General features: G+C 50.8%; 7 protein-coding genes. All 7 read right to left on the reverse strand.

Annotation, left to right across the window (positions count from 1 at the left end; all coding sequences use genetic code 11):
• Window positions 1-60 precede the first annotated feature (60 nt).
• The 7 genes from BMZ54_RS08630 to BMZ54_RS08660 all read right to left on the reverse strand — a co-directional run bounded on the left by BMZ54_RS08630 (window position 61) and on the right by BMZ54_RS08660 (window position 16437).
• The gene (locus tag BMZ54_RS08630; protein ID WP_089909244.1) at window positions 61-1347 is read right to left on the reverse strand and encodes a condensation domain-containing protein; all 1287 of its coding nucleotides are present in this window, start codon (window positions 1345-1347) and stop codon (window positions 61-63) included.
• A gap of 109 nt (window positions 1348-1456) precedes the next feature.
• Complete coding sequence (locus tag BMZ54_RS08635) at window positions 1457-2653, reverse strand: glycosyltransferase (protein ID WP_089909247.1); 1197 nt, start codon at window positions 2651-2653, stop codon at window positions 1457-1459.
• 73 nt (window positions 2654-2726) lie between these two features.
• Entirely contained in the window at window positions 2727-3956 is a 1230-nt protein-coding gene (locus BMZ54_RS08640) for a glycosyltransferase (RefSeq protein ID WP_089909250.1), read from the reverse strand.
• 11 nt (window positions 3957-3967) lie between these two features.
• The gene (locus BMZ54_RS08645; RefSeq protein WP_089909253.1) at window positions 3968-4735 is read right to left on the reverse strand and encodes an alpha/beta fold hydrolase; all 768 of its coding nucleotides are present in this window, start codon (window positions 4733-4735) and stop codon (window positions 3968-3970) included.
• The gene (locus BMZ54_RS08650; RefSeq protein ID WP_089909256.1) at window positions 4726-5025 is read right to left on the reverse strand and encodes an acyl carrier protein; all 300 of its coding nucleotides are present in this window, start codon (window positions 5023-5025) and stop codon (window positions 4726-4728) included. Before BMZ54_RS08650 ends, BMZ54_RS08645 begins: the two co-directional genes overlap by 10 nt.
• Window positions 5013-9308 (reverse strand): type I polyketide synthase, encoded by a 4296-nt coding sequence (locus BMZ54_RS08655; RefSeq protein ID WP_089909259.1) that lies wholly within the window; start codon window positions 9306-9308, stop codon window positions 5013-5015. Before BMZ54_RS08655 ends, BMZ54_RS08650 begins: the two co-directional genes overlap by 13 nt.
• Before the next feature lie 28 nt (window positions 9309-9336).
• Window positions 9337-16437: a type I polyketide synthase gene (locus BMZ54_RS08660; RefSeq protein ID WP_089909262.1), complete on the reverse strand. Its 7101-nt coding sequence runs from the start codon at window positions 16435-16437 to the stop codon at window positions 9337-9339.
• Between the last annotated feature and the right edge of the window lie 212 nt (window positions 16438-16649).

Raw genomic sequence — 16649 nt, forward strand, 5'->3', positions numbered from 1 at the left:
TAAGAGCTGTGTTGCAAATGCAGTGGTGGCATACCGGCATCAGTTGATCATCTTCACCCTTTACACCAATTGCACTGCTTCAGGTACCCGTTTTCCTTCCAGTAAAAGCTCCATGGCTTTATCCCGGATGGCGCTGGCCTCTTCATACGACAAATACGCATCGTTAGAGAGGAAAGAGAAATTTAATTGTTCATCAAATGTGCTGGCAATAATGCCGTTCGGATTGGCTGATTTAAAGATGAGAATGGGATTGTGTACCGCCTCTACTTCAAAGGAGCTGAATTTTTTTGGTATATCCAGCCGGCCCATATTGGAGAACGTAAGATCATTATTGCCCCTGGCCGTGCCCAGGTACTGCGATAATTTTTTTACTACCGGGTGCAGGTATTCATTAAGCATGATCTCCTCATACACCTTCAGGTTGGAGAGCTTTTCCGACAGGCGGTTATTCAGCCGCTTTACCTGCTCCTGGAAATCCAGCATGGGATCTTTATCAATAGATAAGGTAGTGCTGGTGGCAAAACCAAACAGCATATCATCTTTTATTTCCGGGATATAACGCCGCAGGTTGACCGGGCAAAATACCTGGTTCTTTACATTTTTGCTGCCTCTTACATGACGGAACGCAAGCAGGAATGCTGTACATAAAGCTGCGTGCATAGTAGTATGCTGTACCTTGCAACGCCTTACCAGGGCTGCGGTTGCAGCTTTGTCCATTTTCCAGCGCACCGTATAATCCTTACCCCAGCGGATCTGTTTTTTGCCGGATACAAAAAGCAGGAACAAACGTAAAATGGCCGCTGTGACCTTGCCTTTACGCTGTAATTTTTTGTCTGATAAAATAGCTTCCGGTACCAGGTCCTCTACTGTATTAAATGTTTCATATTGCCCAATGGCCAGGTCCGGCTGATCCAGCAACGTAAGCATTTCCTTGTACAAGGTTACAATGGAGGCGCCGTCGCAAATACAGTGATGGCATACCATAATGAGCTCCGATACTTCTGCGGAGCGGAGCCACACCATGCGCAGCAGCGGACCATTTTGCATATCAAACCGTTGCTGGCATTCCTTTTCAGATTCCCGCATCCAGTCCTCATCCGATGTACGTGTGAGGATGCGCACCGGGATATCCGGCACCGGCATGGGAGATACAAACCAGGGCTGTCCTTTGCTATCTTCCTGCACACCTACAGTCAGCAATGGATGCCGGGCCTGGATCTTAGCCAGCGCATTCCGCAACGCCACTTCTGTAAAGGAGCCGTTAATCTTTACCGTAAAGGTGATATTCTTGGGAATGATGCCATCTCCATAAATGAAGCGCTCCAGGAAAAGTAGTTTACGTTTCATGTTTTAATTTTTGTATAGTCCATAGTCGATGGTCCATGGTCCATAGCATATTTCAATTTGCTGATCTGCGTAATATTAGAAGCCTATCCGTTTTGCAGTAGTCTATGGACTAGAACGCTACCATCTTAGCCTCTGCTGCAAAGCTTTCCAGGTATTCCACTGCTTTATCATTACCGCCGGCCTGTACAAAGGTTTCGCGGATACGCTGTGCGGCCCTGCGGTACTGCGGATTGTTAAGCAGCTCCCACATGGCTGTTTTAAGATCGTTTACCCGTAGGCGTTTATAGCGCAGCTTAATGCCACAGCCGGCCTTTTCTATCAGGGATGCGGTATGAAAATGATCGTAGGCAATGGGGGTAATGAGCATGGGCAGGCCGTTCACGAAAGTATCGTTCACCGTGTTAAAACCACCATGACAGATCACAGCATCCATTTCCGCCATCAGCTCAGATTGCGGTACAAAACCCTGCACAATAAAATTATCCGGCCAGGTTTCAAAAATATCAGGGCTGGTGGCGGCAATAATAGTCAAAGGCTGATCTGCAAAGGCTTCTATCAGCTTGCTGAAAAACTCCTTACGAATATCTACCAGCAGCGTGCCCAGGGATACATATACCTTTGGCGTGGTTACCTTACGCAGGCGTTCCCAGTCGAACGGTGTTTCATTGGGGCGGCCTTTTACCGGCCCCACAAATTTCATATGTGCGGGTGCGTTAGGCACATTGGCAAATGTTTGCGAAGTGAACACCAGGTTCAGCTGATTAGAGTTTACGATCGCCTGCGGCGTATAAATACCAAACTCCTGCTGCAGGGAAAGAATGTTATGCACCCACCAGGCATGCACCTTGGGCGCGCTCATTGCATCGCCTCCCACATCCGGCGGCACAGGGGTGGTAGTTACACAGGGAATGCCTTTGTTGTGCGCGCAAATAGCACCGGCGAAGGTGATACAGTCGCTCACGATCACATCCGGCTGAAACTCGTCTACAATGCGCTCCAGGCCTTTCATAATGAAGCGGCAAAAGGGCATATAGGTTTCTTCCAGCGCCAGCTTCAGGGTTTCGGCTCCTGAAATATGCGGGCCATCGTCCTGCCGTTTTAATATCCGTTGTATTTCAGGTAAATGTTCTTCCAGCTCCGCATGCGGTACAATGAACTCGCCACCGGCAGGTACATGTTTGGCGGCAATTTCCTGGATGCCTACCCAGGCTACTTTATGGCCGCGGGCTAACAGGCTGGCGCCTACGCTGAGCGTAGGGCTGATATGCCCGAAGAAGGGAGGGACAACGAATAGGTATTTTTTCATGGATCGTGTTTTGTTGGACTACGGCAGACCACGGACCACTGTCCGCGAAAAGCCCGCCGGGCTTTATATTGATCTACAATTGTTGTGTTAAAGACTGTGGACTGTGGACAGTGGTCAGTGGACCGCTCACCGCCAGCTCTTCCAGCAAAGCCGCTGTTCTGCCGGTGCCGCCTGCATTTTCAAAAGATGTTTTCACCTGTTGCGCTGCTGCCGCGTATTTCGGATCCTGCAGCACATCCCACACTGCATTTTTCAAATGTTCTGCTTTAAAACGTTTAAAGTTCAGCCGTACGCCGCTTTCCGTAGCGGTTACGCAGCCGGCTACAAAAGACTGATCGTATGCAATGGGTATCACTACCAGCGGCAGATGATGGGCCAGCGTTTCACACACGGTATTATGCCCGCCATGGCATACTACGGCATCCAGGTAAGGCAGCAGCCCAAGCTGCGGCACTTTTTCCTGTACAATAAAATTATCCGGCCAGGTATCAAAAAGCGCGGGGTCAGATACTACTACTACCGTGAGTGGCTCATTACCCAATGCGGTGCATACTTTGCTGAAGAAATCTTTTTTATAGGTATGGTCAAAGGTGGTACCTATTGATACCAGCACTTTATGCGGCTGGCCCATATGGTAAAACCGTTCCCATTCAAAGGGAATATTAGCCGGGCGGTGCGCAATTACCGGCCCTACAAACTGGTAATAGTCCGGTAATTCTTTATCGCCAAAAAATGTTTTAGAGGTAAATACCAGCGTAAGCTGGTCCGAACACTGGATGGGTTGTGTAGCTGTTAAGCCTAATGATAGCTGTAAGGCTACTATACGCTGATCGCCCCATTCCTTTACTTTGGGCAGATTGTCCATGGCGCGTACTGCGGCAGGCGCTGTAACGGCGGTGGCATAGGGAATGCCCTTTTTAACGGCTGCCATGGCGCCGGCAAACAGCTCATGGTCATTGATCACCACATCCGGCTGAAAAGTATCCAGCCACTCCATAATGCCGGGAAACATATACCTGTTCAGCGGCACCAGCACATCGTCATACAGGAATTTAATGCTTTCCACGCCGTACACATTCTTTTGCTGGATAGCATCCATGTAGGGCTGGTTCTCTTCTCCATTATTTGTTTCATCATACTGGATCAGCAGCAGCTGTCCGCCGGGCGGCAGTTTTTCCTGCAGGGCAGGTTCCAGGCTTATCCAGCCCACTTCATGCCCGCGCAGCAGCAATTCCGCGCCTACGCTCAGTGTTGGATTAATATGGCCCGTTAATGGAGGAACAACAAAAGCAAATTTTGCCATAGCCGTTATGGTTATTCTTGAGTGTAAAAAAAATCTTTCAGTGCATTGCCAATGGTAAAAGGCTCCTGCACCGGTATGTTATGATCGCCGTTCACAAAGAGTAAACGGGCATCTTTTATTTTTTCCTGCAGCTCCAGCCCGGCGCTTACACAGTCGGAATCCTTACCGTAAATAAGCAGCGTTTCGTGCGGTATGTCTTTAATACCTCCGTTGCTGAAGAAATGCCTTTCCTGCTGCATATCCTGCCGGATGGTGCTTTCCTTTAACAGGAATTCGTAGAGCCGGTGCCGGCGTTCCAGCTGCCGTTTGCCCATTTTTGCAGGGGAGTGGTCGCCCTGCCCGTTCACGAAGTGTACCAGCAACTCTTTGCTATACACATCCACTACGTTCATGGTTTCCTGCTCATAAGGATTGGGGCTTTCGATCACCGCCAGCTTTTTAATTTTTTCCGGGTGGCGGATGGCTGTTTTCAGGGCTATTAAGCCGCCATAGCTGTAACCGGCCAGGTACACGGATGTTAGCTGTAAAGCGTCCATTAGCGCTAACAGCTCATCGCTCATGGATTGCAGGTCGTAACCATGCTGCGAACGGCCGCTCATACCGTGGCCTTTCAGATCATACAATACCACATGGTAGCGTTCTGCCAGTATGGGCGCAATATTAAAGTACCAGATAGAGAGATTGGTGAACATGCCATGTACCATTAACACGGTTTCGGCTGCTCCCTTGTTCATCTCCTGCAGGTGAATGCGTGTATGTGGCAGGTCCACTACAGGCATGACTGGATGTATTTGGTAATATCGCCCAGGTTCAGGCTAATGATCTGGTCCAGGTCCATATTGGATAACCAGCCGGTAAAATCAATGTCTTTGCCGAAATGGTTTTTTACTTTTTCAGAAAAGGCTACGATCTCAATGCTGTCCATTTCCAGGTCTTTGGTAAAGGAGCTGGCTGCTGTAATATCCAGGTCTTCCACAAATTCTTCACCTATTACTTCTGTGATGAATTGTTTCAGTACAGGCAGGATCTCTGCTTCGCTCAGCTTAGCGGGTTGTGTTAACTGGTCCATCCGATAATGTAGTTTTTGTATTGAATAGTTTGAATGTGTACGCCTTGTATGGTTAAGGTTTCGCCGTTAATGGCCTCTACCACATAAGCCTTGGGGTTGCCCTGCAGGCCTTTGCCCAGTGATTTGCCATAGGCTTCTTTGGCTACCCAGTAGCGGGTAAGCCACTCCGCATGGTTGCGGTTACCCAGCAGCGCCAGCTCTGAGGGATCAAATACCAGCCCTTCAAAAGCGGTGTTGTGCTCCCGTATTTCTTCTATATCAATGCCTACGGGTTTGCCAAAGCGGGCAATGGCTACGGCATCTGTATTTTTATGCGCCAGGGAAATGTGTACATTGCCCGTCATGTCGCCCTCCGTAAAGGGCTGGCCTGCTTCATTGGACCTGATGGCAAATTCCACCGGGTAATACAGGTTACCTGCTTCCAGCAGCAGGGCTTTTACTGCATCTTTTACGGCTACCCGGCTAATGACCCATTCTTTCTTTTTATGCAGGGGCATGCTGTTATGATGTTTTTTCTCCTCCTGGTTAAAGTAACGTTTCACAATAAAATCCCAGGAGTTCACGCGGCTGTAAGCGTTGTGGAACATAAACACACCAGGCACAATTTCTTTTGCCAGCGTATGTTTGGGGGAGATGAGCGCATTCCACAGCGGTTCATCAATTTCCAGGCGGCGGTTCTGCCAGCCGCGGATGATGGCCCATACCTTATCATCCCGTTTCAGGATAAAATCTGCAAATGCAAATTCATCGTTCAGGGAAGTTAGCTGGCAGGTGCATTCAAAGCTGCCCTGCTGGTCTTCCATCTGCTGGTAGAACTCTACTTCCTGGATCTTAACTGGGAAGGCTATACGGTCTTTTGGCAGGGTCAGCTGCAGCCATAATCCAAACAGCTGCCCGGCATTATCCAGCAGGGAGCCTTTGCCGGCGCCGCCTTCAATAATACCGGCAATACCTTTTTCAGCAATTACCTTTACTTCGGTAATACCCTGGTATGCAGGGCCGTGAAACATGCGCTGGGAGTAGATCTGCTGCGGCGTGATAGTAATCTGCAAAGGCGTACCAATATCTGCTGCCGTTTTTTCCGGCGTGCCATATTGCTGTGATAAATGTACTTCTGCATTGGCATATTTTTCCAGGTCCAGGTAAATACGGTCAGGTGCTTTCCATTCTCCTTTTACGGTTTCGCGGAAGGGGGTGGCCACATTCATCCACTGGAACACTTTTACCTGCATGATCTTTTGTACTTCCATGCCGGGCGCGTTCTCTTTGGCTATATCGCCAAACATTTCAAGGATCATGGTCATGGGTATCACGGGCTCACAGTCATCTGCACAATGCCAGCCCGGCCGTTGGCGTATCAGGGAATGGTCTATGAGGTAAGGATGCGTATCCAGCGATACATCCAGCTTTTTTACCAGCGGCTGTTTTTGCAGTGGGGCAGCATGCATCGCCGTATGGGCATGGCCGTTAGTGCCATTGCGATGGGTAGCCTTTTGCTGGAATATTTCCATTACGGATTGCTGTATGTCGGAGATCTCTGCAAAATTGTTCAGCAAAGCCTGCATCAGCGGGGAGGCTGCTGTTTCCGGCACTGCGCTGCGGTTGGCAGCCGGTACCGATAGCTTTTTCAGGGAAGGCAGCTCCCGCACAATGGGAGAGCCTAATTGCAGCTTTATAGGGCGATTAGCCGGTTTGCTTTTTATAGTGGAAGCGGCAGTTGCAGGTGCTTCCATAAATGAACTGTCCACGGCCTGGCCTTCTACAAACAGGGCAGCCAGTACGCGTTGCAGCTGTGTGAGGCCGGAGCGGGTGGGCACGCTGGCGGCTACGGCGCTGTAATTTTTTTGTTTCAGCGTATCATCCACAAAACCTATTAAACCACCGGCGCCTACCTGTACGAATACACGTACACCGGTTTCATACAATTTCTCTGTAAGCTCCCGGAAGCGCACCGGTTCTACCAAATGCTCCACGCTCAGCGCGCGGATGGCGGCAACATCATCCGGGTAAGTGGTTAATGTAGTGGCAGACCATACCGGTACTGACGCCTGCTGGAATTCTAACTGGTTCATACCATCCAGCAGCAGCTCCAGCTTGTCTTTTACAAAGGGGGAGTGAAAGCCTGACTGGAAGGGCAGCACCTGGTAAAAGACCTGTTCTGCTTTTAAGGTATGGATAAATTCTTCCACCGCTTCATTGGTGCCGCAAAGGATCACCTGCTGCGGGCAATTATCAATAGAAAGGTAAATGTCCTTAGTGGCGGCCAGCAATGGTTTTAGCCGTTCGTAGCCGCAGCCTGCTACCAAAAAGGTAGCGTTCTTTTGTTCAAACAGGGTAGGGTCCAGCTGCGCCTGCAGGCGTAACAGTGATTGCTCTGTTACCATTTCAGCGGCGCGGCCTGCCAGCCACTCACCCAGGCTATGCCCTGCATTCAGGTGCGGTTGTACGCCTAAGCGCTTCAGGGCGCTATCCAGGATACCGCTGTTCTCCATTTGCTGCTGCGCTGCGCCTAACACGCCATCGGTGGCGGCTACCCGCGGTAAGCCGGGCAGGTTAAAATACTGTGCTACGCTGCTGGTTTCGCCCCCGGCCAGGCCATCCAGCCCCGGGAACAGGAAGGCTATTTTACCACCCTGTAATAACATGGGTTCGTTGGAGAACCAGATGTCCTGCCGGTTACGCCAGGGCACATCTTTGTTTACAATTTTTAGAGCGCGTTGTATACGTTCCGGTGTGGGATCAAAAATGGCTATGCGGTAAGCGCCTTCACCGGTAAAGGTTTCATTGGTTTCCAATGCCTGCAGCAGCGCGGCTTTATTGGGCCTTGCCAGTAACAGCACCGCATCTTTTTGCGCTGCAGCGCCTATGCCGTTGAATTGTTTTTTAGCAATACCTTCCTGGATAGCTACGGCTTCCATTACTACGTGTGCATTAATGCCACCAAAGCCAAACGCGTTCACCCCGGCACGGCGCGGCAGCCTGGTTTCATCCCAGGGCGTTGCGTAGTGTATAGGTGTGAACCGTGTTTTTTCCATAAAAGGTAAGGGTTCTTCACAATGCAGGGTGGGGGGCAGCTGGCCGTGATGCAGTGCCAGCGCGGTTTTAATAAGCCCTGCTATACCGGCTGCGGGCATGGCATGGCCTATCATGGATTTGATGGTGCCAATGCCTGCTTTGGGCAGATCCGTTGCGCTGCCAAATACATTCAGCAGGGTTTCCAGCTCTGTTTTGTCGCCCAGCTGGGTGGCGGTGCCGTGCGCTTCTATTAAACCAATATCACGCAGGTCAGCGCCGGCCTGCTGCCAGGCTTGCAGAATGGCTTTTGTTTGCCCTTTTACGGAGGGGCTCATTACGCTTACGCCTGCGCCATCGCTGGATACGCCTACACCCTTAACGACAGCGTATATACGATGTCCGTCGCGGATGGCATCTTCCAGTCTTTTCAGCACTACAAAGCCGCAGCCTTCCCCAATGATCACGCCATCTGCACGCTGGTCAAAAGGCCTGATCTGCTGGTTGCGTGATAAGGCGCCCAGCTGGGTGAAGATGCTCCAGAAAGGCGCATTCTGCGAGGCATGCACGCCGCCGGCTATTACCATATCAGAGCGGCGGCTGCTCAGCTCCTGCACGGCATGATCTACTGCTATGAGGGAGCTTGCACAGGCGGCATCAATGGTATACGCTGTGCCACCCAGGTTCAGGCGGTTAGCCACCAGAGAGGCTACCAGGTTAGGGATCAGGCCCATGGCCGTATCCGGGCCAAAGCGGCCTTTCTTTACCTGGAACTCTTTTTTTACCAGGTCTAATTCTTCTGATCTTAAATTGGGTAGCAGGTGCTGCAATACCCGTACTATTTGTTCACCAGTTCTAATAATTTCAATACCTCTTACTGCGCCGGGTCCGGGGTAGTTCCCTTTGCCAATGATGATGCCTGTTTTTTCCAGCGATAAATTCTTTTCAAACACACCGGCATCATTCAGCGCTTTATGGGCCAGGTGTAGGGCCAGCAGCTGCTCCGGCTCCGTGCTTTCCACTACCAGCGGCAGTATGCCAAATTGTATAGGATCAAATTCCGCAAAATCATCTATAAACCCGCCGCGCCGGCAGTAGAACCGGTCTACCGCTACCTCCCCGTCAAAGAACATACTCTCCATCCGGTTTTCCGGTACGGTCTGTATCGCATCTACCCTGTTGATGATATTTTTCCAGAAAGCAGCTACATCAGGGGCGCCCGGGAAAATGCAGGACATACCTATGATAGCTACGTCTATGTTGTGGTCCATTTTTATGATTTATTTCCCTCTTTCTTTATCAGAAAGTAACATTACCGGCCATGATCACTACCTGGCTTTCATTGCCATACTTCAGTTCATCAATAAAGGTTTCCATACCATCGCCCAGTGGTATTAAGGCTATGCCACGGCGTTCGTATTCCTTTTCCAGCGAAGGGGATACCATGCCGGTGCCTTTCCAGGGGCCCCAGTTAATGGCCATCACCTTAGCTTTCAGCTGCTGTTTCAACACCCGTGCATAACGGTCCATTACACTGTTGGCGGCTGCATAATCCGTTTGCCCGCGGTTACCATATACAGAGGCTACGCTGGAGAACAGGACCACGAACTGCGTATCTGCATTCAGGTGTTCAGCCAGCACGCGCAACGGTGTTACTTTGGTGGAGAATACGCGCTCAAAGGATTCCGGTGTTTTCTGGTGAAACAGCTTATCTTCCAGCAGGCCGGCGCCATGCACCACGCCATCAATACGGCCATACTCTTTATACACCTGGCTCATGAAAGCGCGCAGGGCGGCTTCATCCCGCAGGTCAAGCGAATGATAGCTAACCGTAGCGCCGTTGTGTTCCAGAGCTGTGAGGGTATTCAGGATCTGGTTATGTTTATGGATCTCTGCTGCACGTTTTTCAATGTCGGCCGGTTTTTTCAGCTCACCTTGCGCTACCAGGTACTGGCGGATCTCGTCTTTGGTTTTAAGATGCACCAGGCTTTCCTGTGAGAGCTTGCGCGGATCGGCAGAGCGGCCTACCAGGATATAATGACAGGGATATTCTTTAGAGAAACGGATCATCAGCTCCGCTGTAATGCCCTGTGCACCGCCGAATACCAGCACCACAGATTGTTTGGTGAGGTGAATGCCGGACGTAGTGCCAATGGTAAGCGGGGCATGCACCGGTTCCAGCGTTTGGCGCTGCCCGTTAAGATAGGTAACTTCTGCAGGGCCTTCCGGATGGAGAATTTCATCTAATGCAATGGCGGCAATTTTTTCCGGCGACAGCTTATTGGCCAGGTTAATGGTACGGCAGGTAGTATGCTCATACTCTTTATCCAGGCTTTTGAAAAAGCCGCTGTAACCCTGGAAGTGCTGCAGCAACAGGTGATCTGCCGCTTGTGTTACATGCCCGTCAAAATCAGAGAGGGCATATACCCATTTCACTTTCTCAAAATCCAGCTTCTTCACCATGGAAACGGAGGTGATAATATCGTTTCTTTTTGGCGAGGAGAAAATATCCAGTATAATAAGGCCGTGATAGGCTTCCAGTGAGTCAGCTTCCGTTATTATGGAGGCCTGTGCGCCCTGCTGTTCCAGCAGCTGTTTAACCGCTGTTGCAATGGGACCGCCATCATCTGTTATGGCAAAGTGTAAGCCTTTTAACTGCGCGGGCGACAGGCGCTGCATGGCGGAGGGCGTAAGCTCAAAGCGCAGGCGGGAAAGCTTTTCCTTCAGGCTCTCTTTTACAAAACCTTCTTCAATGATCTTTTTAGCTTCCTGCACTGGTTCAAAATTACCGGCAGTGCTTTCTGCTATCCAGCTGATCAAACCCTGTAAGGTTTTTATGGATGCCAGCTTTTCCATCATCTCCTCCCCATTGCCATTGGCCTGCTGCAGGCCACCCAGGCGGGTTTTCAGCTCTCCAATGATCTCCATGCGTTTAATGGAGTCAATGCTCAGGTCTGCTTCCAGGTCCAGCTCAAGGCCCAGCATATCCGGCGGGTAACCGGTTTTTTCACTTACTACATTTAAGAGTACGGTTTGGATCTCAGTAACAGATAAACCTTTGGAGGGTGTTGCAGCTGCCTGGATAGTAACTGCGGGTATGGGAGCGGGTGCGGTAGCTGCGTTTTCCTGTGCGTTGGTTGTTAACCAGTCCACCAGCCCTTTCAGCGTTTTTATGGCTGCCAGCTGCTCAACCAGCGATTCTTCACTGTGCGTGCTGCTATTAAAGCCGCCCAGGCGGGTTTTCAGCTCTCCAATAATCTCCATGCGTTTAATGGAATCAATGCTCAGGTCTGCTTCCAGATCCATTTCCATGCCTAGCATATCCGACGGGTAACCGGTTTTATCGCTGATCACTGACAGCAGAATGGCCTTTACATCTTTTTCCACGGCCAGGGTTTGCACACCATTCGTGTAAGCATGCCCGTTTGACCCGTTACTATGGTGGCCGTTATTGCCATTATGTCCATTGGAGCCATTATAAGTATCGCTGAGGTTAGTGATGTTTGTACCATCGGTATGTACGGCAATGATCTTGCGGGGCGCCGGGTCCTGCATGGGAAGGTCTGCGCTGTGGAAGCTTTGCGGGGTATGGCCCAGGTAACCTAAAATCACATCGCGCTGTGCCTGTACAATATGTTTCAGGCTGTTCAGGTAAGCTTCTACCATCTGTTCCGCACCACTATTATTATTGATCACTACTGTATTAGGCTCCGTACCTTTTAATGCCAGTGGTGTTATAATGGGCATGGCGCCATGGGCTGGCAGCTTTCCGTAAGCGGGTACTGCCATCTGCCCGTTCACCAGCCAGACAGTACTTGGTTTTTTATACTGGTCAATGGCTTCCAGGTCCAGCTGCTTTGCATTACGGCCGTCAAATAAACGGTCCAGCTGCACGGTTCTGCCACTTGCCATGTAGCGGGCAATGGTGTGCAGCAGGTGGGTAATGCCCGGCTGGTCTTTATCTTCTGTATGCAGGATCAGCTCATCATCACCTATAATAGACCTGGTAAGGTTGCTTAACACTTTACCCGGACCTACTTCAATGAATATACGTGCGCCCTGTGCATACATTTGTTCTATTTCTTCTGTAAAACGCACCGGCTGTACCAGGTGTGTTGCCAGCCTTTCCTTAATGGATGCAGGCTCCGTAGGGTATGCTGCTGCAGTGGTGTTTGACCATACGGGAATAGCAGGCGTTTTAAAGCTCACATCCTTCAGCGCATCGGCAAATAAGCCTTTGGCGCCGGACAGCAGGGGGCTGTGGAATGCGCAGGCTACTTCCAGCGGCTGGAAGGAGATGTTAGCGGCTGTTAGCTTGGCTGACAGCCTTGCAATAGCGGGTGTGGTGCCGGCCATTACCCATTGCAGGGGCGAGTTGTGGTTCACCAGGTACACATCGGCTTCGCCTTCAATGGCGCTGGTTAACACTTCTTCCCGGCAGCTCAGGGCCAGCATAGCGCCTTTATCAGCGCCAATGGCATCCAGTATGGAAGCTGCTCTTTTTTCACTTAAAGGCAGCAGCTGATCTTCTTCAAACACTTTGGCAAAGCACAGGGCCGGCAGCTCACCATAGCTATGGCCTGCCAGCATATCCGGCACAATGCCCAGCTCCTGTAAAAAGGTGGCAATGGCCAGATCCACCATACCTAAAAGCGGTTGCGCCAGGCGGGTGTCTTTAATGGCATTGCGTTGCGCTTTGGCCGCTGTTTCATCAAAAACAGCGGAGGGGAACAGGATCTGTTCATACTGCGGTTTGTCTTTCAGCAAACGGCGCATTACCGGGAAGGTAACAAACAGCTCGCGCGCCATGTTAACCCGCTGGCTGCCCTGTCCGGGAAACAGGAAGGCTACTTTACCTTCCAGCTGCTGTGTGGTGTACACGCCGTTGGTAGCGGCGCCGGACAAGGCCAGGTCTAGCTTTAGCAGCAGATCGTCTGCGCTGTCGGCCACAATACATAACTGAACGGGTGAAGTGTGGTTTTTATAAAGGCTGAAGGCAATGTCCTTCAACGGAATGTTATCATTTTTTTCCAGCAGGCCTTTTACTTTCAGCAGCTGTTGCTGTGCAGCTTCATACGTTGCGCCACGGAACACGAACAGCTCCGCCGGCCAGGAATTGAGCACGGTGGCAGGTTGCGGCGTATTCACATCATTCTCTATCACTGCATGGAAGTTGGTGCCGCCAAAACCAAATGCGCTGATGCCTGCTACTCTTTTATCCTCGTTCCAGATGCCGGTTTGCGTGTTAAAGGCAAAGGGGCTGGTTGCTGCATTATAAAAACTATTGGGATCTTTCAGGTGCAGGGTAGGTGGTTTTACCCCGTGGTATACAGATAGCGCTGCTTTAATAAGCCCTGCCAGACCGGCGGCGCACTTGGTATGCCCTATCTGCGTTTTTACGGAGCCCAGGTGTGTTTGTGCATGGGTAGCGCCGGAGCGGATGAGCATATCGGAAATAGCGCTCAGCTCTGTTTTATCACCTACTACGGTGCCGGTGCCATGTGCCTCTATGAGCCCTACGCTTACCGGAGAAATACCGGCCTGCTCGTAGGCCCGTTGCAGGGCGCTGGTTTGGCCGGCTTTGCGTGGTGCGGTAAGGCCCAGGCTTTTACCATCGCTGGAGCCGCCTACACCTTTTATTACTGCGTAAATGGTATCGCCATCGCGCTGGGCATCTTCCACACGTTTCAGCACCATCATGGCAATGCCTTCTCCCAGCGTAGTGCCGTCTGCGTTAGCATCAAAAGTGGCGCATTTGCCTTTGCGGCTTAAAGCGTGTGTGCTGGAAAACATCAGGTAATCATTAATGCTGTTGTGCAGGTCTGCTGCACCGGCTATTACCATGTCGGACTTTTCCAGGATCAGCTCCTGGCAGGCCAGGTCAATAGCTGCCAGGGAAGAGGCGCAGGCAGCATCTACCGTGTAGTTACGCCCGCCCAGGTCTAAACGGTTGGTGATACGGCCGGCAATTACATTGGCCAGCACACCGGGGAAAGAGTCTTCTGTGAGCTTGGGCAATGCTTCATGCAGCTCTGCCGGCATTTCCCCGAAGATCTGGGTAAAGAGGGAGCGGAAGCCATAGCTGTTGGCCAGGTCCGTGCCCGCCTCTGTACCAATGATCACAGATATATTTTCACGGTTAATATTCAGCTCTCCATAACCCGCGTTATCCAGCGCCTGTTTGGCCACCAGTAAGCTTAACAGCTGCGTGGGGTCAATGGCTGCCAGGGATTGCGGGGGAATGCCAAAGGCTACGGGATCAAAATCTATCTTAGGAATAAAGCCACCCCATTTGGAAGGCGTTTTTTCCCCGTTGGTAGATGCGGGATCATAGTAAAGTGATTTGTTCCAGCGTTCATCCGGCACTTCGGTCACACAATCCTTACCCAGTATAATATTACGCCAGTATTCTTCTATGTTGCGTGCGCCGGGGTAAATGCAGGCCATGCCTACAATAGCTACGTTCAGCGCTTTTTCCGGCGCATGAGGTACGGCGGGTAATGCTGCCTGCTCTATAATGGCATAATTATCTGCTGCTACCGTTTTGTGCAGATCAGCAATGGTGGTGATACGGTCCCTTAAGGCAGCTACCTGGCCTATCATGTACATGCCACCCGTGAGCTGGTCTGCTGTGTTAATGTTCAGCAGCTCATTCCCGCGGCGTTCTATACCTTTGGCGGCTATACGTAAACGGCCTACGTTCAGCTGTTCCAGCTGCGCCCATATTTCTTTTTTATCGGCGCCGGCTAATTGTAAACGTTCTTTTTCCTCATTAAAGAAATCGGCAAATGGGGTGTACAGGCAGCGGGTTTCGTGGCCTGGTGCGGTTTCCAGTAAAATGGTGTCTTTATGGTTAATGGCTTGTTCCTGGAACTGGGGCAGGATGGCGCCGCTGCTTACGGCTTCCTGTGTATAAATATAGGCGGTGCCCATTAGTACGCCGGTTTTAACGCCGCGTGCCGCTAAGGGTGCTGCCATTACGGAAATAAAGGCGGCTGACAATGCATCGTGAATACCACCGGCAAAGAATACACTGAACTGGTCGGCATGCTCTTCCTGCAGCAAGCGTTCTACCTGCCGCTCCCATAACACCAGGCTGGATAAGGGGCCTACGTGACCGCCGCATTCCCGCCCTTCAAACACAAAACGTTTAGCTCCTTCTTTAATGAACATATCCAGCAAAGAAGTGGAAGGTACATGCAGGTAGGTTTTAATGCCTGCCTGCTCCAGCGACTTAGCCTGTGAAGGCCGGCCGCCGGCTATTAATACGATGGGTGGTTTTTCATCTTTAATATAAGCGATCTGCTCTTCCCGTAATTCAGGCGGCGCAAATCCCAGGATGCCTACGCCCCAGGGTTTGTTGCCTGCCAGGGTTTTGGTTTGCTGGATCAGCTTTCTGGCGGGTTCGCCTTTTAATAAGGAAAGCGCTACAAAGGGCAGCCCGCCCGCATCCGCTACTGCGGCGGCAAAGGCAGGTACATCACTCACACGGGTCATGGGGCCTTGTGCAATAGGATAGGGGATGTTCAGCTCTTTGGATAAGGCATTACCCGGGCTTAATACATTTAATGCTTTGGCTTGCTGCAGGTGGCCGTAAGCGGCTTCCTGCAAACCAAATATTAAGCGGTTCAATTTTTTGTAACGTAATGCCAGGTCAATACCAATGGCTATATCCTGGCCTAAGGGCAGGTAACCTTTATCCATATCCGTTATACCCAGGTAAGGCGCTAAGTCCTGCTGGGTGGCCTTTTCAGGCAACAGGGGTGAATTGGGCCTTGCCAGCACACGGTAATGATCTATTACGCGGGTTTCATTACCATTCAGCTTTTCACATATATTTTTAATGGGGGCAGGTACATTGCTTTCCGGGAATAATACCAGCTGGCTGTCCAGCACCACACCGGTAGCGCCGGTAGCTGCCAGCGCTGCGGCGGTATGTATGCCTACGCCGCCCTGCACCCATATTTCCAGTCCGCTTATTTCCCGCACCACGCGCTGGAACAGGATGTAGGATGATTCGTCGCTCACGGTGCCTGCGCCTTCATTTCCTTTTATAATAATGCCCTGTGCATTGGCTGCTTTGGCTTTGTGCGCCTCACCAACCGTATGTACCTGGTAATAAGTTGCTACATGTTTGGGTAACGTTATTTTAAAACCATAAGGAATAATTGCCAGTGTAACCTGTGCCGGCAGGGAAATGGAGGCCAGCTGCTCATCTGCAAAACATACACCGAACGGCTGGCTGGTTTTTGCGGTAATGGTGTTCAGTGCGGCCTGGGCTTTTGACAGATCACGGCCCAAATGAAGTACAGGTAAGGCTTTTGCTTTCAGCAAGGCCAATACAAGGCCTGCATCCGGTTGCTCCAGGGGAGTCACTCCGATAATTTTTATTTTTCCCATGGTTATGATTTTATTCCGGCAAAGCATACCAATGTAAACAGGTAGTGTAAGACTGTTAGATACAAGGGTTTTTTATGTTCGATACCGGATAGTTCTATGGTTATTGCAAATAGTTGGTTCTATTGTTCCTATATATACGGCCTATTTGCCTGGATGGGTTCTCAAAAAAAATATATATTAAAACTACTTATAGGTGTAACCAGGCAAGGTGA

Origin of the sequence: Chitinophaga rupis (genome assembly GCF_900109685.1) — a bacterium.
GTDB classification, from domain to species: Bacteria; Bacteroidota; Bacteroidia; order Chitinophagales; family Chitinophagaceae; genus Chitinophaga; species Chitinophaga rupis.